Source organism: Brevibacterium sp. LAARM3_SD1, assembly GCF_057364765.1.
Window position 1 is genome coordinate 1 of the sequence record NZ_JBNFOL010000015.1, and the last position, 22,330, is coordinate 22,330.

23 protein-coding genes and 2 pseudogenes are annotated in these 22,330 nt (G+C 60.9%); 16 read left to right on the plus strand and 9 right to left on the minus strand.

The window, feature by feature from the left end; genetic code table 11:
- Window positions 1-50: 50 nt before the first annotated feature.
- Entirely contained in the window at window positions 51-506 is a 456-nt protein-coding gene (locus AC2W7L_RS10060; protein ID WP_167196850.1) for a DUF3093 domain-containing protein, read from the minus strand.
- 64 nt (window positions 507-570) lie between these two features.
- Here AC2W7L_RS10060 and dut point away from each other — a divergent pair, with 64 nt between their 5' ends.
- The 3 genes from dut to AC2W7L_RS10075 are packed head-to-tail and all read left to right on the plus strand — an operon-like array spanning window position 571 to window position 2,271.
- On the plus strand, window positions 571-1,044 hold the full coding sequence (gene dut, locus AC2W7L_RS10065) for a dUTP diphosphatase (protein ID WP_486004346.1): 474 nt from the start codon (window positions 571-573) through the stop codon (window positions 1,042-1,044).
- Between the two features lie 6 nt (window positions 1,045-1,050).
- Window positions 1,051-1,887, plus strand: a complete 837-nt coding sequence (locus AC2W7L_RS10070) for a DUF3710 domain-containing protein (protein ID WP_486004347.1) — start codon at window positions 1,051-1,053, stop codon at window positions 1,885-1,887.
- 6 nt (window positions 1,888-1,893) lie between these two features.
- The gene (locus AC2W7L_RS10075) at window positions 1,894-2,271 is read left to right on the plus strand and encodes an OB-fold nucleic acid binding domain-containing protein (RefSeq protein WP_486004348.1); all 378 of its coding nucleotides are present in this window, start codon (window positions 1,894-1,896) and stop codon (window positions 2,269-2,271) included.
- A 76-nt stretch (window positions 2,272-2,347) separates the two neighbouring features.
- Here AC2W7L_RS10075 and AC2W7L_RS10080 read toward each other — a convergent pair whose 3' ends face one another.
- Together AC2W7L_RS10080 and AC2W7L_RS10085 are read right to left on the minus strand one after the other, a co-directional pair.
- Window positions 2,348-3,034: a potassium channel family protein gene (locus AC2W7L_RS10080; RefSeq protein WP_167196838.1), complete on the minus strand. Its 687-nt coding sequence runs from the start codon at window positions 3,032-3,034 to the stop codon at window positions 2,348-2,350.
- Window positions 3,031-3,704 (minus strand): annotated as a pseudogene (locus AC2W7L_RS10085) (potassium channel family protein). Before AC2W7L_RS10085 ends, AC2W7L_RS10080 begins: the two are co-directional and overlap by 4 nt.
- A gap of 136 nt (window positions 3,705-3,840) precedes the next feature.
- On the opposite strand from AC2W7L_RS10085, the gene AC2W7L_RS10090 reads away from it, so the two are divergent.
- The 5 genes and pseudogenes from AC2W7L_RS10090 (at window position 3,841) to AC2W7L_RS10110 (ending at window position 7,129) form a co-directional block, all read left to right on the plus strand.
- On the plus strand, window positions 3,841-4,131 hold the full coding sequence (locus tag AC2W7L_RS10090) for a hypothetical protein (RefSeq protein WP_486004349.1): 291 nt from the start codon (window positions 3,841-3,843) through the stop codon (window positions 4,129-4,131).
- Window positions 4,107-5,750 carry an APC family permease gene (locus AC2W7L_RS10095; RefSeq protein ID WP_486004350.1) on the plus strand — a complete coding sequence of 548 codons (1,644 nt, stop codon included), beginning with the start codon at window positions 4,107-4,109 and terminating at the stop codon, window positions 5,748-5,750. Before AC2W7L_RS10090 ends, AC2W7L_RS10095 begins: the two co-directional genes overlap by 25 nt.
- Window positions 5,751-5,757: 7 nt before the next feature.
- Window positions 5,758-5,844 (plus strand): annotated as a pseudogene (locus AC2W7L_RS10100) (hypothetical protein); the annotation flags it as partial.
- Between the two features lie 227 nt (window positions 5,845-6,071).
- Window positions 6,072-6,578, plus strand: a complete 507-nt coding sequence (locus tag AC2W7L_RS10105) for a hypothetical protein (RefSeq protein ID WP_486004410.1) — start codon at window positions 6,072-6,074, stop codon at window positions 6,576-6,578.
- A complete protein-coding gene (locus AC2W7L_RS10110) occupies window positions 6,575-7,129 on the plus strand; it encodes a class I SAM-dependent RNA methyltransferase (RefSeq protein WP_486004351.1) in 555 nt (184 codons plus the stop codon). The genes AC2W7L_RS10105 and AC2W7L_RS10110 overlap by 4 nt, the downstream gene beginning before the upstream one ends.
- Here the strand turns inward: AC2W7L_RS10110 and AC2W7L_RS10115 are convergent.
- On the minus strand, window positions 7,110-7,349 hold the full coding sequence (locus AC2W7L_RS10115; protein WP_486004352.1) for a hypothetical protein: 240 nt from the start codon (window positions 7,347-7,349) through the stop codon (window positions 7,110-7,112). The genes AC2W7L_RS10110 and AC2W7L_RS10115 overlap by 20 nt on opposite strands.
- A gap of 274 nt (window positions 7,350-7,623) precedes the next feature.
- Here AC2W7L_RS10115 and acnA point away from each other — a divergent pair, with 274 nt between their 5' ends.
- Together acnA and AC2W7L_RS10125 are read left to right on the plus strand one after the other, a co-directional pair.
- Window positions 7,624-10,308 (plus strand): aconitate hydratase AcnA, encoded by a 2,685-nt coding sequence (gene acnA, locus AC2W7L_RS10120; protein WP_486004353.1) that lies wholly within the window; start codon window positions 7,624-7,626, stop codon window positions 10,306-10,308.
- Between the two features lie 329 nt (window positions 10,309-10,637).
- Entirely contained in the window at window positions 10,638-10,781 is a 144-nt protein-coding gene (locus tag AC2W7L_RS10125; protein WP_486004354.1) for a hypothetical protein, read from the plus strand.
- A 168-nt stretch (window positions 10,782-10,949) separates the two neighbouring features.
- On the opposite strand, the gene AC2W7L_RS10130 is transcribed toward AC2W7L_RS10125, so the two are convergent.
- From AC2W7L_RS10130 to AC2W7L_RS10145, 4 genes are read right to left on the minus strand one after another with little or no spacing between them, the layout of a single operon-like run.
- Window positions 10,950-12,095 (minus strand): NAD(P)/FAD-dependent oxidoreductase, encoded by a 1,146-nt coding sequence (locus tag AC2W7L_RS10130; RefSeq protein WP_486004355.1) that lies wholly within the window; start codon window positions 12,093-12,095, stop codon window positions 10,950-10,952.
- Entirely contained in the window at window positions 12,092-13,528 is a 1,437-nt protein-coding gene (locus tag AC2W7L_RS10135; RefSeq protein WP_486004356.1) for a sodium:solute symporter family protein, read from the minus strand. Before AC2W7L_RS10135 ends, AC2W7L_RS10130 begins: the two co-directional genes overlap by 4 nt.
- Window positions 13,525-14,676: an N-methyl-L-tryptophan oxidase gene (gene solA, locus AC2W7L_RS10140; protein ID WP_486004357.1), complete on the minus strand. Its 1,152-nt coding sequence runs from the start codon at window positions 14,674-14,676 to the stop codon at window positions 13,525-13,527. Before solA ends, AC2W7L_RS10135 begins: the two co-directional genes overlap by 4 nt.
- A complete protein-coding gene (locus tag AC2W7L_RS10145) occupies window positions 14,663-15,373 on the minus strand; it encodes a GntR family transcriptional regulator (RefSeq protein ID WP_486004358.1) in 711 nt (236 codons plus the stop codon). The genes solA and AC2W7L_RS10145 overlap by 14 nt, the downstream gene beginning before the upstream one ends.
- Before the next feature lie 407 nt (window positions 15,374-15,780).
- On the opposite strand from AC2W7L_RS10145, the gene argH reads away from it, so the two are divergent.
- The 6 genes from argH (at window position 15,781) to AC2W7L_RS10175 (ending at window position 21,473) form a co-directional block, all read left to right on the plus strand.
- Window positions 15,781-16,863 carry an argininosuccinate lyase gene (gene argH / locus AC2W7L_RS10150; RefSeq protein WP_486004359.1) on the plus strand — a complete coding sequence of 361 codons (1,083 nt, stop codon included), beginning with the start codon at window positions 15,781-15,783 and terminating at the stop codon, window positions 16,861-16,863.
- Window positions 16,821-17,297 (plus strand): hypothetical protein, encoded by a 477-nt coding sequence (locus AC2W7L_RS10155; RefSeq protein WP_486004360.1) that lies wholly within the window; start codon window positions 16,821-16,823, stop codon window positions 17,295-17,297. The genes argH and AC2W7L_RS10155 overlap by 43 nt, the downstream gene beginning before the upstream one ends.
- A complete protein-coding gene (locus tag AC2W7L_RS10160) occupies window positions 17,275-18,003 on the plus strand; it encodes a GntR family transcriptional regulator (RefSeq protein WP_486004361.1) in 729 nt (242 codons plus the stop codon). Before AC2W7L_RS10155 ends, AC2W7L_RS10160 begins: the two co-directional genes overlap by 23 nt.
- A gap of 130 nt (window positions 18,004-18,133) precedes the next feature.
- Window positions 18,134-19,558, plus strand: a complete 1,425-nt coding sequence (locus tag AC2W7L_RS10165) for a sodium:solute symporter family protein (protein WP_486004362.1) — start codon at window positions 18,134-18,136, stop codon at window positions 19,556-19,558.
- A gap of 804 nt (window positions 19,559-20,362) precedes the next feature.
- The gene (locus tag AC2W7L_RS10170; protein WP_486004363.1) at window positions 20,363-21,016 is read left to right on the plus strand and encodes an HdeD family acid-resistance protein; all 654 of its coding nucleotides are present in this window, start codon (window positions 20,363-20,365) and stop codon (window positions 21,014-21,016) included.
- 55 nt (window positions 21,017-21,071) lie between these two features.
- Window positions 21,072-21,473 carry a phage holin family protein gene (locus tag AC2W7L_RS10175; RefSeq protein WP_486004364.1) on the plus strand — a complete coding sequence of 134 codons (402 nt, stop codon included), beginning with the start codon at window positions 21,072-21,074 and terminating at the stop codon, window positions 21,471-21,473.
- A 301-nt stretch (window positions 21,474-21,774) separates the two neighbouring features.
- Here the strand turns inward: AC2W7L_RS10175 and AC2W7L_RS10180 are convergent, their stop codons facing one another.
- Window positions 21,775-22,203 (minus strand): DUF7144 family membrane protein, encoded by a 429-nt coding sequence (locus tag AC2W7L_RS10180; protein ID WP_486004365.1) that lies wholly within the window; start codon window positions 22,201-22,203, stop codon window positions 21,775-21,777.
- Between the last annotated feature and the right edge of the window lie 127 nt (window positions 22,204-22,330).

Below are 22,330 nucleotides of genomic sequence, written 5' to 3' on the forward strand. Positions count from 1 at the left end.
CAGCAACCTCGCGCGAGGTTGCTGGGCCGCCGTCAGGTAGTAATTGGGGGTTAGGGGTTGAGGGCGGCTGCCAGTTTGTGGGGGTGCCGTGACGACACGAGCCAGTACGGGGTGGGGTCCGAATCATCGTCGAGGTGGATGCGGACGACGGACTTCGCCCATGGGCGGATCTTGAGGAAAGCGCGAGCATCGAGGTCGACGCCCCGGGCCTGGCGGGCCTCCTCGCCGTCGAAGGCTTCCGCACTCGGAACGAATGTGCGGTCGATATGAGCCTCGCCCACGAACAGCTGTCGTTCGGTGACGATGATCGACAGCGTCAGCGAGTTCAGCCACCAGGCGAAGAGGATGAAGCTGACGACGGGAAGGATGATGGTGCCGAGCTGCCAGACGGGCATGACCATGAGCGCCGTCGACGCAGCGGCGACCACGACGAGGATCCACATGCCGATCGAGGGGCGGACCTTCTCCTGATAGACCACATGGGTTCCGGATTGAGTTGTTGCCATGGGGCCATTGTCCCATAGCGAGAAGTTTGGCCACGCTCAGGCTGGAGCGTTAGAGTGCATCTTTGTGACGGAAACCGTGAAGATCAACCTTCAGCTCCTCGACGCGGGCATGAGCGCGCCCGGCTACGCGCATGCGAGCGATGCCGGGGCGGACCTGTGTTCGACGATCGATTTCGTGCTCGAACCCTTCGAACGCCGAGTCGTGCCGACCGGAATCGCGATCGCCCTGCCGGAGGGCTACGCCGCTTTCGTGCACCCGCGGTCCGGGCTGTCGAGCAAGCACGGGGTCACCGTCGTCAACGCACCGGGCACCATCGACGCCGGGTATCGCGGCGAGATCAAGGTGCCGCTGATCAACCTCGATGCGAAGACCCCGCTGCGCGTCGTCCGCGGCGACCGCATCTCTCAGCTCGTGATCCAATCGATCGCCCACGCCGACTTCGACATCGTCGAATCCCTTGAAGACAGCGCCCGCGGCGCCGGGGGATTCGGATCCACCGGCGGAATCGACGCCGGCCTCAGCGAAAAGGAGAAGTGAGGACTCATGGGACTGTTCTCCCGGTTCAAGAAATCCACGCCGACGAACGAAGACGACGTCCGCGCCGATGAAGAGTTCACCGACGATGACGAGCTCGACGCTCAGGACGCGGACACCGACACCGAGGATGCCGACACCGCAGACGACGATGTCGACGAAGCCGATGCGTCCGAGTCCGATGACGACATCGACGAGGAAGAGGCGCTGCTGGAGAAGTCCGCGCCCTTCGACCGGTCCGAGAAGGGCCCGTTCGACATCTCCGAGGAATACCCTGAGCATGATCGTCTCGACCTCGGCGCGCTCAAGGTGCCCGTCGTCGACGGAATGCAGGTGCGCCTGGACACGGACGACGATTCCCAGCGCGTGCTGGCAGTGACCCTCATCCACGACGGCGGAGGCATCCAGCTGCAGGCGTTCGCGACACCGCGCTCCGAAGGTCTGTGGAACACGGTGCGGGCTCAGCTCGCCGAGTCCGTGACCAAGCAGGGCGGGGAATCGACCGAACTGCATACTTCGCTGGGCAAGGAACTGGCCATCGAGGTTCCGGCAAAGACGGAATCCGGTCGGCCCGGCAAACGCGCTATGCGCTTCGCCGGCATCGACGGACCGCGCTGGTTCGTCCGCGCCGTGTTCTCCGGCAAGGCTGTGACCGATGACGATGTGCGTGCCGAACTCTCCGCACTCTTCCGCGGAGTCGTCGTCGACCGTGGTGCGGAAGCCATGGCTCCCCGCGAGCTCATTGCGCTGACCGCCCCACAGGTCGACCAGGACGAGACGGAGGAGAAGGACGAGGACGAGCTCAACCCCTTCGAACGCGGCCCCGAGATCACAGAGGTCCGCTGAACGCCGATGCGCAACCTCATTCCTCGCCTCGTGCGTGACTTCGGATCCCGTGAGGCCGAGGCCCGGGCCGATCTGCGTCTGGTCAGTCAGATCCCCGGGGCCGTCCCGGTCGAAGAGCTGGAGGCGCGGAAGACCTCACGCATCGCCGGAGTCGTCTCGGCGACGACGCAGTCGTGCAGCGGCGACAGCCCCAGGCTCGATATCACCGTTGCCGACGGCACGGGCGAAGCCCGCGCCCAGTTCCTCGGACGCCGGGAGATCAGCGGCATCCGTCCCGGATCCCTCATCGTTCTGGAAGGACGATTCTGCGGCAAGGACGGAGTGCTCACCGCACATAACCCCGTCTACGAACTCCTGCAGACGCGCGACGACTCGGACGACTGACCGGGCTCAGGGGCTGAGCTGACCGGTCACAGGGACTGAGCGGCCTCGACCACTCGATGCCCACAGACGACCGAACTCAGCCGTCGGCGTTCCCTTCCGTCTTCGCGGTCTCCTGCAGCAGCGCGAGCAGCGCCGGCTCCTGATCGGGGGAGGAGAGGAAGAACAGTTCGTCTCCGGCCTCGATGACATCATCGGCACTCGGAGCGAACGCCCGCGAGTTGCGGATGATCGCCACCAGCACCGTATCGAGCGGGAAGGTGATCCCGCCGATGCGCTCGGCCACAAGCTCGGCGTTCTCGTGCACGGTGAACTCGAGCAGTCCCGCCTGGCCGCGTTCGAAACTCATGAGGTGGACCAGACCGCCGACTTCCACGGCCTCCTCGACGAGCGCGGTCATCAGGCGCGGAGTGGAGACCGCGACATCGACTCCCCAGTTGTCGTCGAAGAGCCATTCGTTCTTCGGATTGTTCACTCGCGAGACCGTCCGCGGCACCCCGAACTCGGTCTTCGCGAGCAGCGAGAGCACCAGATTGGTCTTGTCGTCTCCCGTCGCGGCCACGACGACGTCGGCCTCCTCCAGTCCCGCCTCGGCGAGTCCGGCGAGTTCACACGCATCGGAGAGCAGCCATTCGGCACCGGGAATGCGCTCATGACCCAACGCTTCCTTGCTCTGGTCGATGAGCAGGACCGAATGGTCCTTGTCCAGCAGCTCCCTGGCCACCGACCGTCCGACGGAACCGGCTCCGGCGATGATGACCCTCATTCTTCTTCCTCCACGGTACGCACGGGCTGATCGAGGATCCGTTCGATCTCGCCGAGGCGTCGACCGGAGCCATGAGATGAACGAGATCCCCGTCCTGGAGGAGCAGATCGTCGTGGGCGACGATGCCCTCGGACAGGCGGGTGACGTAGGCGACGCGAGCCTTGGTCCGTGTTTCGATCTCCTTGATCGGTCGCGCCACCCAGCCCGGATCCAGATGCACCTCTGCCAGGACGAGGTTGCCCGAAGGCTCACGGTATTCGGTGATCGACCCCTGTGGGACGAGCTTGCGCATCACCTGCTCGGCTGTCCACCGCACGGTGGGCACGGTGGGGATGCCGAGACGTTCGAAGACCTGCGCACGGTTGGGATCGTAGATGCGGGCGGCGACATTGCTCACCCCGAAGGTCTCGCGGGCGACACGCGCGGCGAGGATATTCGAATTGTCACCGCTGGAGACGGCGGCGAAGGCGAAGGCATCAGCGGTCTTCGCCTGGGACAGGGTCTCACGGTCGAAACCGATCCCCGTGATCGTCGAACCGCTGAAATCCCGACCGAGCTTGAGGAACGCGTCGGGGTCTCGGTCGACGACGGCGACGGAGTGCCCATTCGCATCAAGGGCTTTGGCCAGGGAAGCCCCGACTCGGCCGCAGCCCATAATCACGAAGTGCATGGGTAATCCTTCCCGCAGTGATCTACCATTGGTTGCCGTGGCCAGCAGTTTTTCTGATGCCGTCAAAAGACTACTCGTTGGACGGCCCTTCCGCAGTGAGGACAGGCGTGCGCCTGCGCTGAAGAAGCGCATTGCGATGCCCGTCTTCGCCTCCGACATGCTCTCCTCGGTGGCCTACGCGCCCGATGAGATCCTGCTGGCGCTGTCGCTGACCTCGCTGGTTGCTCTGACCGTGGCCCCGTGGATCGGTGTGGCCGTCGGCATCGTCATCCTCGTGATCGTCGCCTGCTATCGCATCAACGTCAAGGCGTACCCCTCCGGCGGCGGAGACTACGAGGTCGCCTCGAAGAACCTCGGCTCCGGTGCCGGACTCGTCGTGGCCGCGGCCTCCTCGTCGACTACGTGCTCACCTTGGCCGTGTCGATGACGGTCTTCGCCGCCTATATCACCACAGCGTTCCCGATGCTCGCGCCCTACCGTGTGCCCGTGGCCATCGTCGGCATCCTGCTCATCTGCTTCGCCGGTCTGCGCGGCTCACGAGCCACTCCGATGCTGCTGGCCGTGCCGACCTATCTGTTCCTGGGTGCCGTCTTCCTCACAATGTCGGTCGGTCTCATCCGGGTCGGACTCGGCGACACCCCACAGGCCCAGACCGCCGACTATACGGTCGTGCACAGCAACATCGGCGACCAGGCGACTCTCGGCCTGGCCACCGTCCTCATCGTCCTGCGCGCGTTCTCCTCCGGAGCGGTCGCCCTGGCCGGTGTGCAGACCGTGGCCACAGCGGTTCCCGCGTTCAAGAAGCCACGCGGCAAGAACGCCGGCAACACCCTGCTGCTCTCAGGCCTGCTCGCCGCTCTCATGCTCACGGGGCTGACCTATCTGGCGTCGGTCACCGGCATCAAATACGTCGACGATCCGCATCTCTACCTCGTCCGCGGAGACGGCAGCCCGGTCAGCGCCGAGTACGAACAGGAACCCGTTCTCGCACAGCTCGCTCACGCGATCTTCGACAACGCGCCGGTGATGTTCTTCATCGTCGTCCTCATCACCGCCCTCGTCCTCCTCGCCGCGGCGAACACCGCGGTCGAAGGCTTCCCGGGACTGGCCTCGCGTCTGGCACGCGACGAGTTCCTGCCACGGCAGCTCGCGACGAAGGGCGACCGACTCACCTTTTCAAACGGCATCCTGCTGCTGGCCGCGGCGGCGATCGTCCTCGTCATCGCCACATCCGCCTCGGCGACGGTGCTCATCCAGCTCTACCTCGTCGGGGTCTTCGCCAGCTTCGTCCTCGGCCAAGCGGGAATGGTCCTGCACTGGCGCAAACGCCTGCGCCTGGTCATCGACTCGAAGGCCAAGTTGCGGATGCACTTCAACCAGGTTGTCAACACCATCGGCTGTGTGCTCGCCGCCGGCGTGCTCATCGTCGTCATCGTCTCGAAGTTCCTCGCCGGCGCCTGGCTGGCGGTCGCCGCCATGGCCGGGCTCTACCTCGTCATGGGCGCCATCCACCGCCACTATTCGCGTGTGGCCCGCGAGCTCGCTCCCGACGCGGACGTGAACTCACGGACGATCCCGTCGAACACGCACGCCATCGTCGTCGTCAGCGAGATCGACAAACCCACCCTGCGGGCTCTCTCCTATGCCCGAGTGACCCGGTCGAGTCAGCTCGAAGCCGTCACCGTGGCCGTGGACGAAGAGGCCGCTGCCGATCTGCAGAAACGGTGGAACGAGATGGAGCTGCCGGTGCCGCTGACCGTGCTCGGCTCCCCGTACCGCGAACTCGTCCGCCCGATGCTCGCCCATATCCTCGCCATCCGCCGCAGGTCGCCCAGGGACCTCGTCATCGTCTACATTCCGCAGTTCGTCGTCGGCCGCTGGTGGGAGCACCTCCTGCACAACCAGGTGGCCCTCAAACTGCGCACCCGGCTGCTGCTGGTGCCCAATGTCGTCGTGGTCTCCGTGCCCTGGCGACTGAAATCCTTCTCTCGACAGTACGGCGGAGACGGACTCGATTCCGACCCCTCGCTGTACAGACAGGCCTAGAACACGCATGAGCGACACTTCGGTTCCCGCCCGGGAACTCACCCTCGACATCGAGGCACCGGCGGCCGGCGGCACCACCGTCGCCCGACACGACGGACAGGTTGTCTTCGTCTCCGGAGCCCTGCCCGGTGAGAAGGTCCGAGTCCGCAGTGAGGCAGGACCGCCCGCCCGGTTCCTCCGCGCCGCCGTCACCGAGGTGATCGAAGCGTCGGCCCACCGCGTGATGGACCGACGCCTCGAGTATCTCCCCACCGCCTCGGCCGTCGACCCTGCTGGGGGCGGCGCGCCGAGACCCCGCCCGGTGCGGCAGGATTCGGCGGAATGGAATACGCCCACGTGGACCTCGCCCACTCCCGCATACTCAAGGCCGAGGTGCTGCGCGACCAGCTCTCACGCATCGGCCACATCGACTTCGACGCCGAGGTGCTGCCGGCACCGGGCGAGACCGACGGCACGGACTGGCGCACGCGTGTGCAGCTGGCCGTCGACGACGAGGGGCGGGCCGGAATGCTCGCCCCCAGATCGCACGAGGTCATCCCCGTGACCACCCCACCGTTGGCCGCCGGAGCGCTGCACGACCTCGACCTCCTCAGCCTGCGTGTGCCCGGGGTCCGCCGTCTCGAATTCGCGTGGGCCGGCGATCACGGTGCGCTCATCGTCCGCGGTCGGCCCAACGCGCAGGTCCTCGACGCGATCGAATCCTGGTTGCCGACCTCCTTCGCCCTCCTCGCCGAGCGGCCGAACCGGAGAAGAGCCGTGGCCGTGGCCGCGGCGCTCGTCCCCGCGGGCGCGGTCGTTCCCATGCGCCCGCTCCCGCCCTGCGCGTGATCCGCGGCGGGGCCACCCTGACCGAAACGGTCGACGGGCGTGACTTCGTCGTCGGCGCCGACGGCTTCTGGCAGGTCCACCGTGAAGCAGCCGCACTGCTCAGCTCCACGGTCGTCGAGGCACTGCCGGCCGATGTCGAGGCCATCACCGACCTCTACTGCGGGGTCGGACTCCTCGGCATCTCCGCTGCCCGGGCCACCGGTGCACCCCTGTTCGGGGTCGAAGGAGTGGAGGCGGCCATTGCGCATGCTCGAGACAACGCCGCTGATCTCGACGCCCGGTTCCTCGCACTCAGCGTGGATCGGGCCCGTCTGCCCGATTCGGACGTCATCATCCTCGACCCGCCACGGGCGGGCGCAGGGAGGAAGGCCACCTCGGCGATCATCGAATCCTCCGCACGCACCCTGGTCTACGTGTCCTGCGACCCGGCCACGCTCGCCCGGGACCTTGCGGCGCTCACGGGCGGGGGATTTGAGATCGAGAGTCTCACCGGCTTCGATCTCTTCCCGTTGACCGCGCACCTGGAGACGGTCACGGTCCTGCGGCGGTGACCGGCCGGCGGGGGAGGAGGACGAGCGCGATGAGGGCGATGAACGTCGTGAGGAAGCCCCATAGCCCCCACCAGCCGCCCGATCGGCCCTTCTCCTTTGCGAACGAGCTGCAGACGACGGCGAAGATGATGCCGACGAGCAGTGCGCCGAAGCCGAATCGGCGCCTAGGGTGAACGGGTCCATGGGGTCTCCTCGGTGGTGGCACGCTGGTGCGATGCATCGTGTGACTGTGCTTTCCACGCTAGGCCGTGGGACCCGGCCGCGGCCCTGGTGGTGCCCGCACGACGGCGTGCGGAAAACCCGATCGAAGCGAATCGCGACGCCGTGTGCCATGGTGGTCAAAGCCCCTCAAATGCGATAGAATTTATCTTGACGTCAAGATACTTTTGGAAACATATGTGTCGCGTAAATCGGTGCGTGATGCAAGGGTCCGACCGCCGAGTCGGGCGGATCCGGTTTCTTGGTTGAGTGTCGGATGAAACAGGAGAATCACGATGAGCAACGTCGATACGTTCAAATCGAAGAGCACCCTGACCGTGGGCGATAAGGATTATGAGATCTATCGCCTGGATCAGGTCAAAGGGTCGGAGAAGCTTCCCTTCAGCCTCAAGGTGCTGTTGGAGAACCTGCTGCGCACGGAAGACGGCGCAAACATCACTTCGGAACATATTGAAGCCCTCGGCAGCTGGGACCCCAATGCCGAACCCGATACGGAGATCCAGTTCACCCCGGCCCGCGTGGTGATGCAGGACTTCACCGGTGTGCCCTGCATCGTCGACCTCGCCACCATGCGCGAGAAGGTCGTCGAGCTCGGCGGCAGCCCGGATCAGGTCAACCCGCTGGCTCCGGCCGAGCTGGTCATCGACCACTCGGTGCAGATCGACCGCTTCGGCACCGCCGACGCCGTCGAACTGAACATGGACATCGAATACCAGCGCAACGGTGAGCGCTACCAGTTCCTGCGCTGGGGCCAGACCGCATTCGAAGACTTCAAGGTCGTGCCTCCGGGCATGGGCATCGTCCACCAGGTCAACATCGAGCACCTGGCCCGCGTGGTCATGCCGCGCGAGGTCGACGGAGTTCTCCGGGCGTACCCGGACACCCTGGTCGGCACCGACTCGCACACCACGATGGTCAACGGCCTCGGTGTGCTCGGTTGGGGCGTCGGCGGCATCGAGGCAGAGGCTGCCATGCTCGGCCAGCCGGTGTCGATGCTCATCCCGCGCGTCGTCGGCTTCAAGCTCACCGGTGAGATCCCCTCCGGTGTCACGGCCACGGACGTCGTCCTCACGATCACCGATATGCTCCGCCAGCACGGAGCCGTCGGCAAGTTCGTCGAGTTCTACGGCAAGGGCGTCGCCGAGGTGCCGCTGGCCAACCGCGCCACCATCGGCAACATGAGCCCCGAGTTCGGTTCGACCGCCGCGATCTTCCCGATCGACGAGGTCACCATCGACTACCTCAAGCTCACCGGCCGCACGGATGAGCAGATCCAGCTCGTCGAGGACTACGCCAAGACGCAGGGACTCTGGCACGATCCGGAGAACGAAGTCGAGTACTCCGAGTACCTCGAACTCGACCTGTCCACCGTGGTGCCCTCGATCTCCGGACCGAAGCGCCCCCAGGACCGCATCGAACTCTCCGATGCCAAGAGCCAGTTCGCCAAGGACATCCACAACTACGCCGCTCCCGGCGAAGAGAACAAGTCCGTGGACGTCAGCACTGCCGACGGACGCAACTTCGAGCTGGCCAACGGTGCCGTGGCGATCGCCTCGATCACCTCCTGCACCAACACCTCGAACCCCTCGGTGATGATGGCCGCCGGCCTGCTGGCACGCAATGCCCGCAAACGCGGACTCAACTCGAAGCCGTGGGTCAAGACCTCGATCGCACCGGGTTCGAAGGTCGTCACCGAGTACTACAACAAGGCCGGCCTCATCGAGGACCTCGAAGCGCTGAACTTCTACATCGTCGGCTACGGCTGCACCACCTGCATCGGCAACTCCGGTCCGCTGGACTCGGAGATCTCGAACAGCATCCAGGACAACGACCTCTCGGTCACGGCAGTCCTGTCGGGCAACCGCAACTTCGAGGGCCGCATCAGCCCCGATGTGAAGATGAACTACCTCGCTTCGCCTCCGCTGGTCATCGCCTACGCGCTGGCCGGAACCATGGACTTCGACTTCGAGAACCAGCCCCTGGGCAAGGACTCGGATGGCGTCGACGTCTACCTGGCCGACCTCTGGCCTTCGCCTGAAGAGGTCGAGTCGGTCATCTCCTCGTCGATCTCGACCGACATGTTCGACAACGAATACGGTCGCATCTTCGATGGTGACGAGCGCTGGCAGCAGCTCGACACCCCCGAAGGCAAGGTCTTCGAGTGGGACGACGAGTCGACCTACGTGCGCAAGCCCACCTTCTTCGACGGCATGGGCCTCAAGCCCGAAGCCGTCAAGGACATCAAGGGTGCTCGCGTGCTCGCGAAGCTCGGCGACTCGGTGACCACCGACCACATCTCGCCCGCAGGTTCCTTCAAGGCCGACACCCCGGCCGGCAAGTATCTCGTCGAGCACGGCGTCGAGCGCAAGGACTTCAACTCCTACGGCTCGCGCCGCGGCAACCACGAAGTCATGATCCGCGGAACGTTCGCGAACATCCGTCTGCAGAACCAGCTCCTCGACGGAGTCCAGGGTGGCTTCACCCGCGACTTCTCGCAGGAGGGCGGACCGCAGACGACGATCTACGACGCCTCCGTGAACTACCAGGCCGCCGGCACCCCGCTGGTCGTCCTCGGTGGCAAGGAGTACGGCTCGGGATCCTCGCGTGACTGGGCTGCCAAGGGCACCAAGCTGCTCGGCGTCGAAGCCGTCATCACCGAGAGCTTCGAGCGCATCCACCGCTCGAACCTCATCGGCATGGGCGTTCTGCCGCTGCAGTTCCCCGCCGGCGAATCCGCTGATTCGCTCGGACTCGACGGCACCGAGACCTTCTCCATCGAAGGCGTCACGGAGCTCAACGAGGGCAAGACCCCGGCGACCGTCAAGGTCACCGCCGAGAAGGAAGACGGCACGAAGGTCGAATTCGACGCCGTCGTCCGCATCGACACCCCGGGTGAAGCCGACTACTACCGCAACGGCGGCATCCTGCAGTACGTTCTGCGTCAGCTCGCAGAAGCCTGATCGCAGGAGACGCGCTGAGGCGCTGTGAGTCTGTGACTCGCGGCAGTCGGTTCGTGCTGAGGCGCTGAACCGGAACACAGCGAGGGCCGGTGGGACTCTTCCCACCGGCCTTCGTCGTGCCCGGATGCGTGCGGCCGCGCCGTTGATCGAGCATCCCTCACCGTTCGTGTCACGTCCTCCACTCAGTTCGGCATCCGTCACCGTTCGTGACAAAAACACACCGCTGCCAAGGAATCCGTCACCGTTCGTGGCAAATCGCCTCGGTGCAGCGGTGCGCTGTGCGGCGAAGGGTGAGGGACGGTCGCTGTCGGTCAGTAGCTCGAGGGGGCGTGAGCGTTTCAGCAGCAACCGACGGTCGGGGATCGGTCGCCAAATGGGTCAAATCTGACGACTTCGGCCAGTATGCGCAAGTATTCGATGCCGGTTATGTTGCGCCTGCGGCACTCAGGTTTGAGGTGAATTACCTCAACTGACGATGCACCAAAATCACAGCTGGCGTGGACGAGCCGGGTTCAGCCCAACTCAGCTCCTCCTCCGATGCGCAAAAATTGGGTCTGCTGCTTTGAGACTCGGCTGATACTGGAATCTGGCTTGTGCCCGGGAAAGGAACTTGCCCGGGCACTCGACTCTGGCTACGGCTACTATTGTCGGCCGATAAAGTTCGCCGGTGATTCCTGAGTGATTCCCTTTGTGAAGCGTGACGGACGAAACGTACTGAGGAGGTGCGAGCTGTCACCTCGTAATTCGTCAGCGACGAGCCGTCCTAGCAGGGGAGCCATTGTCATTCCACTGTGAGTGACAAGCGAGTAAGCCCGGTGGTGTTCGTCGAGATAGCCGACGATGCTCAGTCCGTCCTCGGGGAAGCTGCGTCCGCTGAAGATGACCCTATCGACCGGAATGCGTTGTCCGAACACCGACTCGAGTTCGGCCTCCATGACGGCCCGGACCTCGTCGAGCAGCTCGTGACTCTCTCCTTCTTCCGTACGCGCTTCCACGGAAGGAATCTGGACGAACATGCTACCGTCGCGACGCGGACGAACGTTGATCTTGTCCGAAATGATGATCCGGTTGAGGTTCACGTCCGTGGGAGCAGTCACACCGAGCAGACTGTGCGTCCGTGGTCCGGGCTGAGACAGATCGGCCACGGGCAGCAGGAGACCCGATCGATCTGCGATAGCTCCGGAGTCTGCGCCGGCTGCGATGATCACTTGGTCGAAGTTCCGAGTGCCTCCGTCGGCGAATTCCACGGCCGCCCCGTCTGCGTTGGTCTCCACGCGGATGACTTCTGCAACTTCCGGTGCAATGCCGGCCTCGTCGAGGAAGCCCTCGACGAGGCTGCCGAACGCTTCGTTGTCCAGGTGGGCTTCGAGAGGAAAGAACAAGCCTGAGTCCGTCGGCCAGTTGACGGTGGGTTCGAGCTCGCGTAGGCGGTCGGAGCCGATTCGCTCGACCGGGTAGTCGAGCTCAGCCGATTCAGTGAATCTCTCGTCATATCCGGTCACGTTGTCCGGCGAGCTGTCGAACATGATGCACCCGTGCTGGTGGAACCAGGTTCCATGACTGGCGAATCGTTTCTGGAACTCCTCGTGAGCTGCGATTCCGGCACGGTTGAGTCGGTGGTAATCGGCGGGCAGCTTGTGGTTGGCGTTGATCCAGGCGAATGACCGACTGCTTGCTTGTGCGTAGGGGCCGGTCTTGTCGACGATCGTGACGTCATGGCCGTCTTCGACGAGGTTGAACGCGGTGGTGAGTCCGAGGACTCCTGCACCGACGACGAGTATCTTCATGAAAGGGCTCCTTCTTCTTCGGAGAGTGTTCGGGCTTGCGGTTTCTTCACGGCAAGCATGATCAGGTAGGCGATGAGGCTCGCGATGATGCCGAAGACTGCGTAGGGAATGGTGGTTCCTGCGATGTGGGCAACCGCGCATACGACGAGGCCGGCTGCCATAGAGACGTATCCGATTGAAACGTCGAGGATCCATTTGTTGGTCAGGACCATGCCGAGCAGGAACGGTACAGCCAGCATCGAAGCCGAGTAGGCGTAAGTGGCGACGAGCCAGTTGAGCGCTGTGGGGAAGACGATGGCAAGGACTGCAGCGATTGCAGAGACTGCGACGGTGCACCAGCGAGACATCGCAACGAGGTCGGAAGATGTGTCCTTGTTCTTGACGAATGCTGGCCTGAGATCATTGACCAAGTTGACCACGACCGAGTGCAGTGCCGACCCGGTGGTCGAGACGATCGTGGCCATGAGGAACGCACCGTAGGCCGCAATGAGCCAAACGGGCAGCTGGGCGAGGAACCACCCTGCCGCCTGTTCGCGGCCGTCGATGCCGAATTGGTCAGTCATGCTGCGAACTGAAGCCCCGATGATGAGCGCATAGACACCGGAGATTCCGATGAGGATGCAGCTGAGGTAGATGCCCTGTCGGGCCTGTTTGACGTTGCTGGCAGCGAAGATGCGCTGATAGTAGAGCTGGTTGGTCAGCGTTCCTGGAAGGATGGAGAACAGCCACAGCAGGATCGTCAATCCGCCGGCAGCAGTGAGTCCGGTGGGCATCGTGGTCAATTCGGCCGGGAGGTTCTTCACGATCGTCGACGGTCCGCCGGCGTTGATGATCGCGTATGCGCCGACAACCACTGATGCGATGACCATGAAAACGCCGAAGAAGAAGTCCGACCACGCGACTGACGTCAGCCCGCCGGGGAGGACGAAGGCGATGGAGACAACTGCCATGATGATGATCAACGGTGTGATCCCGATGCCCGTGACCGCGTTGAAGAGGTTGGCGAAGGCGATGAACTGTGTGGCCAACCAGCCGAATGGGACAACGATGACGGCCAGCGCGACCATGGAGAGCATGAGTCGGTGCTCGCCGTAGAGTTTCGTGAAGACTTCGGGGATGGTCGAGAACGTTCGGCGGCGCAGCCATCCTGCGAAGATCGCAATGATGAGGAGACCGACGATGACGAAGATCTCGTACCAGAACACTGATAGGCCCCATGCGTAGGCGATGCCGACGTGGGCGACGAGTACGCCGCCACCGACTGCGGTGGCGTATTGGGTGAAGGCGATGACGTAGAGCGGGAGGTTACGGCCGCCGACGACCCAGGAGTCATTGGATTTGGCTCGTTTGCCGACATAGAACGAGATGAGTGCGCCGATCCCGATGACGATGGCAGCAGTGACTGAGATGAGTACTGTGGTGCCGATGTTCATGATGAGCTCCGATCAAAGCGCTGAGAGTCCATGATGGCGATCGCATCTGATGAGGTGCCCGTTTCGACGAAGTCGCTGACGATGGAGCCCATCATCGGTGAGAATTTGAATCCTTGACCGGACATGCCCACAGCTAGAACGATGCGGGAGTCGGCGCTCGAGGGACCGACGATCGGTGCACCGTCGACGGTGAATCCTTCTGTCCATGTGGACACCCGGTAGGGAATGGGGTCGACTCCTGGCATGAGGCGGGCCACGGCGTGTTCGGTTGATTGGACGACTTCGTTTTCGATGAATCGGGGGAGGTCATCGACCGAGTCAAGTGTTTTCCAGGCGAGGTGGTGGGGAAGAATTTTGATTCCGAGTCCGTCGAGGGCAGGGAAGCAGGAGAATCCGCCTTCTGGATGTCGACGGATGGAGATCGGCATGTGTTCTGGCGTGTGCAATGGGACGTCTTTGGCTGGGAACCACATGGCGACCAAGCGCAATGCTTCGACGGTGCTGGAGTCGAACTCGGTCAGTTCGTTCACCCACGGGCCGGTGGAGACGACGATCTTGTCGAACGCGTGAGCGCCATCGGCGGTGTCGACCATGACCGAGTGGCTCAGTGATCGGATGTTGAGCACTCGGGTATAGGGCTTGAAGTTGGCCCCGAGTCGCTCGGCTTCCTTGCGTGCAGCCAGTACAGCAGCTTCTGGTCGAAACACTCCGGCAACCGGATCGAAGACGCCGACTTCGTCGCTGTCGAGCCCGAACTGCGGGTACCGCTTCGCCATCTCCGTTTGCGAGAGCACTTCGTGGTCGAGGTCCGCGGCCTGAGCACAGTCGATGACGGCGGCAACGTCTTCGATGTCGGGATGGCCGATCATGAGACCTCCGCACATGGTGAGTACGGAGGTGTTCTGATTCGACTGTAGCTCCTGCCACTTGTCGAAGGACTTCCTCAGGATGGGCACATACTCCGGGCCCTCTTTATAGATGGTCCGAAAGATTCGCGACTCGCCAGCCGATGCGCCTCGGTCGTTGGGGGAGTTCCACTGGTCGAATACGGTGACGTCGTATCCGCGTGTGGCGAGTTGCCATGCGGTCATTGTTCCGATGATGCCGGCTCCGACGACGGCGATTTTCTCGGGGTTAGCTGTTGTCAATTTGACTGACCTCCAGAGTCATATTTCGGGGGTGGATGTAGAACTCGGCGACCTCGATGATGGAGTCATCGGCCAAGTGAGTGGTGCGCTGTTGGCAGACGACTGGTTCCGAGGAAGAAATTTCGAGGTGGCTGGCATCGAACGTCCCCAGGAGAGCTGCTCTGAGGACGGTGTTTGCCCGTCTGATCCCAAGGCCGAGTGAGTTGTAATAGGCGATCGTGGTCAGGTGCTCCAGGTTCTGCGAGAGGACTTCTGGCGCACGGCTGAGATTGATGCAGCACCGTTCGAGAGCCAGTGGTTGACCATCAGCGCTGTACTTCATCCTCGTCAGCGCAGCAGTTGGTTGCCCTTTTGGGAACACGTTCCGGCTGAGTGGAAATGATTCGGCTGAGGAGACTTCGACGCTGACGACTTTATGGTCGCCGTCGACTTCAGGGCTGGTCAGCGAAGGATCCATCATCCGGAGCAGGTTGGTGCGCAGGCCAGTTGAGGCGACTACCGTTCCGGAACCGCGTTTGCGAGAGACGAGGCCAGCTTCAACCAGGGCGTTCATGGCCTTCTGCACGGGGTTGCGACTGACGCCAAAACGCTCCATGAGTTCCTTCTCCGTGGGGAGTTTCTGCCCCACGTCGAAGAGCCCTCTGTGGATGTCTGCTTCGATGCTCTCGCGGATCTCTAGGTGCTTCGCCGTCGCCATACTGTGATGCTAGACACGTTCAAACGTAATGACAATAGGTTATAAGTAATTACTTTTTGGTGCCGGCCGGACGCGCGCAGTTGGTCTTGGATGTTCGTCGGCGGCGGGACTCGATGCTGTGCGATCGAGGGGTGGGGAAGTGCCCAGGCTTCCCGCTCATGCGAATGGGACTGCGAAATGTTGCGGCGTCTCTGCGGCTTCTTGGAAGGGGAGGTTCCATCGTGCCGCTTGGTCGAGCCGTGCCTGGTCTCGGGCTGTGAGGCAATTCTCGAAGTGTCTGATCGGCTTATATGCAAGTAGCGAATCGGCGGTGATTTGAAAGCACCCAAGCTGAGCCATTGCGGAGTTCGCGCAATAGTGTAGTGTGTATCACGTTGTACGGACATTCGGATGTTAGGACTTTATCTGTGAGTAGACTCGACCGCACTCCCGATGGTGTGGTGCATCGCCTTCTGATTGATCCCGCCATGAAGCGCGATCTGGCCGCGAGCTTCGAATACTTCATCGAAGTCAACAAAGTCCACATCGCCATGTTGCAACTGGTTGGCGAGCTCGATGCGCGGACAGCATCGGCCTTGAACACTGCAAACGACGCCATTCTCGGCGAGGGCGCGCAGGCGTTGCCCTTTGACCCGAGGCACGAAGACCTCTACTTCACCATCGAAGCGGCAGTCATTGCCAAGGTGGGTCCAGAGATCGGTGGCTCAATGCATACCGGTCGAAGCCGCAACGACATTCTCGCGACTATTGCTCGAATGCGGATGCGAGAAGAACTGATTGAAGTTCTCGAACTCGTTAACCGACTTCGAGACACCGCGCTGTGTCTCGCTGACCGGCACGAGCGAGATGTGGTCAGCGGGTATACCCATCTCCAAGCAGCTGAGCCGATTACGCTGGCTCACTATTTTGCTGCACTGTTCGAGGCCATTCAGCGGGATCATCAAAGGATCCTTGCGACTGCAGAGAGAGCCAACCAGTGCCCTCTGGGCAGTGGGGCCATGGCTTCGACGACGTTTCCCCTCGACAGAGAGTTTACGGCAGAGGCGCTTGGGTTCGACGGGCCGATGGATAATTCACTCGACGGGGTCGCTTCACGCGATTACGCGGTCGAGGCGCTTGGCGCATTGGCGATCCTCACGAACAATCTCAGTCGCTTCGGGGCTGAACTGCAAGTTTGGGCGACCGCTGAGTTCGGCTACCTTGAGGTCGATGCCGACATCGCCGTGACGAGTAGCATCATGCCGCAGAAGAAGAACCCTGTGACGCTCGAGCACATCAAGGCGAAAGCCGCGCATGTCGAGGCTGCTTGGATTTCGAGCCTCACGGCACTCAAATCCGCTCCTTACTCTCATTCGCGCGATCCAGTGTCGAATCACTCAGCTGGGTCTGGAATGGCATTGCCGAGGCGAAGGCTTCGATCGAACTCTTCACCCACACTCTCGAGCACATGTCTTTCGATACCGAACTCATGCGACGTCGTGCATCGATGAACTTCAGCTGCGTGACCGAACTTGCGAACGGCATCGTCCGAGAGCACGATCTGTCCTTCCGAACGGCCCATCACATCATCGGGACGCTAGTGAAGGACACCCTGGCAGCAGGAAGGGCTTCCGAATCCATCACCGCCGAAGACATTGCCGCTGCATCCGAAGACGTCGTCGGCTACCGCCTCCATGTCTCTGAGGACATGGTCGCAAAAGCTCTCGATCCGGACCAGAACGCGCAAGCTCGTGTGACTCACGGTGGACCTGCGACTAAAGAGACCGGACGTCAACGACGTGTCGAAAAGGACGTACTTGCTCGCGATCGGGCTTCGGTAGCTCGACTGATCAAACAGAGGAAGGAGGGGCAAGCCATGATGAAGCACCGTAAGCTGATACCAACGGAAGGTAGACAGCGAAGTGACAGAGCAACAGTTGGATGAAACGAGCGCGGAACCTCTCCATGCGCAGTTGCGGAAGATCTTCATCGAGAAGATTCGCACTGGCAGCTGGGAACCCGGAGAACGAATCACAGCAGAGTTGGAGTTGAGCGAAGAGTACAAGGTAAGTCGCTCAACGATTCGTCAAGCCGTGCTGGCGTTGGTCAACGAAGGGTATCTTTCTCGCAAACGCGGAAGGGGTACATTCGTGAACCCGGAGAAGCGAGATCTTTCAGTCTTGGACCTGAAGTTCTCGATTCCTTCCGACTCGGAGCACCAGCTCCTGAAAGTCGCTGCGGACCAGGTCAATTCGACCATGGCACGCCATCTATCGGTAACGGATGACGAGCCACTCACATTGTTGCAGCGTGTGCGCTATATCGACGGTGAGCCCGCCGCGCTAGAGTCTTCCTGGCTCGTTACCCGTCGTTTCCCCAACTTGTTGAACTCAAATATGTCACTGCCTCTGTGGGACATCCTGCAGAACGATTTTGATACACAGATCAACTATGACAGCACCGCGATCGAACCGGTGATCCTCACTGAGGAAGAAGAGCATCTGCTCTCCTGCCCGACCTCGCCGACAGCAGCCCTGCTGATTACACGATTGGGCTCGACGAGTGACGGGCAACCGGTGGTCTACAGTCAAAGCCTCTTCCGTGGAGACACGAGCCGAGCGATATTCCGCTCGAATGCAGGCGGTCACTGACCGTTACTCGAACAATGAGAACCTGAAATTTGGGTAGCGGCAACAGAACTGTCGCGCACACAGTTCGCTCCACAGCGCTGATTGGTAGGCATCGATCTACAAACACACCAGCCTGTTCAAGGGAGCCCTCATGTCTGAACCCACACTCTATTTGGCGACCAACGCCTTGGTCCTCACCGCGACAGTTCTCTTTGCAATTTGGATCAGTCGGAAATCACGAAACGCCGAAGGATGGTCCGTCGGTGGGCGCAGCCTCCCGTTCATTGTGGTTCTCTTGACTCAATTCGCCACAGCCTCGGGTGGAGGAATGCTCGTCGCTCAAGTGGGCCTGGGCTATCAGTTCGGGTGGGGAGTAATCACATATGGACTCTTCTCTGCCGGCGGAGTAATGGGGCTCATCTTCTTAGCAAAATGGCTTCGCGCTCACGATTTCGTCAGCCTGCCAGACATAATCAAGAAGCTCTACGGTAATCACAAGTTCTTGACTACGATCATCACATTGATGACCATGGTCGTCCCTTTCGGCTGGCTGTGCACGCAGCTCGTTGCTTTCGCCAATCTCTTTAGTACGTTCACTGGCATCAGTCCGACTCTCCTCGCCATCGGATTTGCGATCGTCGGACTTATCTTCATACTGCCAGGAGGAATGACCTCGGTGGCCTGGACAGATGCCCTGTTCGGAGGGCTCATGGTGATCATGGGTGTCACGACGGTGTTTTTCGCCCTCAACAGCTCCGGCGGGTGGACAGAAGTCATGGCAACGGCCACACCGGAACGCTCCAGCTGGTACGGCTTCATTGCTCCTGGCCTACTCACCATCGCGCTGTGGTTCATGTCCGTATTGCCAGGGACGATGACAAACCAGATGTACTTCCAGCGAATCTACGCCGCAAGCACGCTCAAAGCCGTAGTATGGTCGCTCATCGGCACTGGCGTTCTGCTCCTAGGCACCAAGTTTTATGCAGCCATACTTGGCATGTCTGCATACTCGATGAACCCGGATCTCGCCAACCCCGAAGACGCCGCCGGCACCGTCATCTCTCAAATGCCGCTGATCCTCGCCGTCCTCTATTCGACCTTTATCTGTGCGACACTGTTGTCGACCGTGACCAGCGCTGTTCAGTCGGTTGTCGTCAACGTGACACAAGACCTCGTGAAGTCATACTCAAAGACGGAGGTTTCACCTGGCCGAGAACTGTCGCTTTCACGAGTGTTCAGTGTGGTGGTCCTTGCTCTCGCACTTGTACTCTCACTAGCATTCCCCGGTGCGCTCGATTGGATCGTTGCCTCTTACGCATATTCTGCAGCTGGACTATTCTGTCCCATTTTCCTCGGTTTCATGCTTCGACGTACTAGCTTGCTCGGGCCGAGTAGTGCCATTGCTGGAGTTCTAGGCGGAGTCGCGGGAGCTGCAATTGCTCAGGCAGTCGGCTCGGTGGTTCCCTATGCGATGGTGGGTCTTGTCGTCTCGGCCGCAGCCATGCTGATCGTCGGAGCATCCACGCCTCGTCGGATGACCTCTGACCAAGAGATTGATGCCACTGCGGTCGTCTGACCACAAGCGGGGAGGTCGGGCCGGCCACTTTCGCTGCTGGCTCGATCTCCGCCCGGGCCGGAGATCCGGGACAAGATGTCGATCGTAACTTCCAGTGTGCCTGTTTTGCTCTACTCAGCGCTGAGGGCGGTACTGATAAAGAGCGGCCTAGATTAGATTGCAGTGGCCACGTCCGGGAGGCATTCCATTTCAACGTTCAAGTCTCGCCAGGCGATTCCGATTGTAGAGATCGGGACCTCCAGACGGACCCTCTTCGACTGATTGTTCGATCGATACAGCTAGACCGGGCTCGATGCGCTTGACCTGGTGCCAGGCGTCGAAATGATGGCCAACAGGCACAACTACCCAGAAGGCCAATTGCAGCTTTCGGTTTCGTGCTTTGGCAGAGGGGCAGACGACAACCCGATGCTCGGGAACTCCGATACCCAACACACTCGTCGATCTGGAGCCGCCCACCATCCTCGTGAAAGCTCGAGCGATTCGCGGTGGGTGTCTGATAACTGCGCTTATCGGGGCATGGAAGACGTGCGGTGTCGCGTGAGCCTGAGTGTGCGGAAATTCGGGAGTCAGGCAGCGCTCACCATTAGCTCGACTGCTCAGCCTGTCGATCTCACCGTGCCGCCGATGGCGGCGCGAACACTCCGTCTGTTGGGGCATCCCAATACTCTGTGAGTCTCTGGCCGTAGACGAAACACAGAGGGCCCTGAACATTAGAAAAGCACGTCCTGTGATGCAAATGTGACTGTCCGCAACACTAGTTGTCAGTACGATGGAAGAACTAACTATTCCTAGCGAGGAGAATCAATGTCGACTTCACCCGCGTCTGAGCCAACCAATCCGAAGGCGAATAGTGAACAGCACGACCGTATCCCTGAGGCTCCGTCATCAACGGGGGAGTGGGGCTCGAAGGACTTCAGCAGAGGGACTTTCTGGGTGCTCATCATCAGGGGAATTGTCGCAGTCGTTCTAGGATTACTTTTAATTCTTGCGCCCTCTGCAGTCGTCGTGATCCTAGGAATCAGCATCGGCGCGTGGCTGTGCGGCGACGGTGTTCTGACGATACTCAACTCAATCACTTCGCGAAAGAACGGCGACAGTTGGGGCTGGGAACTTGCGTCGGGCATCGCTTTCGCACTCATCGGCGTTGTCATCGTGTTGCTGCCGAGCATTTTTACAGTTGTCACCGGGAGCGTCATCCTTTGGATGGTTGCTTTTGGGATACTCACCCGAGGGATTCTCGGCCTGTTCTCACAGTCACTAAGACGGTGGTCGAAGGTGATGGCAGTTGTGGATATCGTCTTCGCCCTGGCTCTGATGCTCGCCTTGCTCTTCAACCCGACGGCGACAGTCGTTGCACTTCTTCTGATTGTCGGAGTTTATGCCATAGTTCTTGGACTTATTATGGTGACAACGGCGATTTCCATTCGATCACAGGCAAAGCAAAGGGCCGTGCAATGAGTTGCCAGATCAACGCCTTCAGTGCGGTTGGCTGTAATTTCACCAGGAGTGACCGATGACTCGGTTCTTAATCCACACTGCAATATCTTTCGTGCTTTCAGGGGTTGCCTTTATACTTGCGACTGTTTTGATCGACGGCGTGGATCTGGAGTTCAGTGGGTTCGTCATCGCGGTAGTGGTTTTCACTGTGGTGCAAGCCCTCATGGGACCGTTCGTTTTCAATGTTGCTCGGCAATACGCTTCGGCAATTCTGGGTGGAATCGGCTTGGTCTCCACATTGATTGCTCTGGCCGTAGCCATGCTGTTTCCTGGCGGATTGCGAATCTCCGGAGTTTCCACGTGGATCTCAACAACGGTGCTCGTGTGGGTGGTCACAGCTTTGGGGACATGGATTCTCGGTTACTTCATATTGGAACGATGGTGGGACCACCGCAAAGTTCCACGTCGCGAGAAGTGAGTCTCCTTATCCCCTGACTCAAAACCTTCAAACCCGCGCGCTTGGGATCTGTGATTCCAGAAGATCGACAACGGTCGGGCTCAGCCATTGACGGCAATTGCAAAGTCGAGATCGCTGCACAACTTCAGCAATCACGTTGTGGACTACGGACAGTCCCAATGAAAGTCGATCACCTGTGCCAGCAAAATTCGGTACCACGAACCGTTGCGTAGATGTGTTTATGGACCGCAAAACGTGAGTGCAACCGAGACTTCGCTGAGCACAGGTGCCCAAATGCATCATCACCAAGCCAACATGGAAGCTATTGGTCGATGAGTCCTGATTTCGCGATCGACCACATTGCAAAAACATCAACAGCGATGATCAGGATCGCCCAGAGAGGGTAGAGGGGGAGGAAGAAGAAGTTGGCACCTGCGCTTAGGCACAAAAAGATCAGAGATACCACGGCAGCAACGCGACTTCCGACTGCCAGACCGATGCCGGTCACAATCAACAGGACTGCCAGGACGAGATGGATCCAACCCCAAGTAGTGAAATCGAATGCGAAAATGTAGTTTGGCAATGTGAGGAATAACTCGTCATTGATCAGCGCGGCGAGGCCTTGAATACCCTGCATGATGCCGACCAGGACTTGTATGGCGACAGCTAATGCGACCCCACCTTGAGACCAACCGATCACGGCCGTCTGCCGAGTGTTCCTTCGAGTTGGCGTTTCCTTGTTTTCAGTCATTTCTGCCTGCCTTGCTGCCAGCGGCGAGTCGATCGACGCTGGATCTCAATTTCGAATGACGAAGTTGTGGATGTCCAATCGCAATGGGTGCGTTTAGATAATCTAATCGCCCGTATTTACACGGATT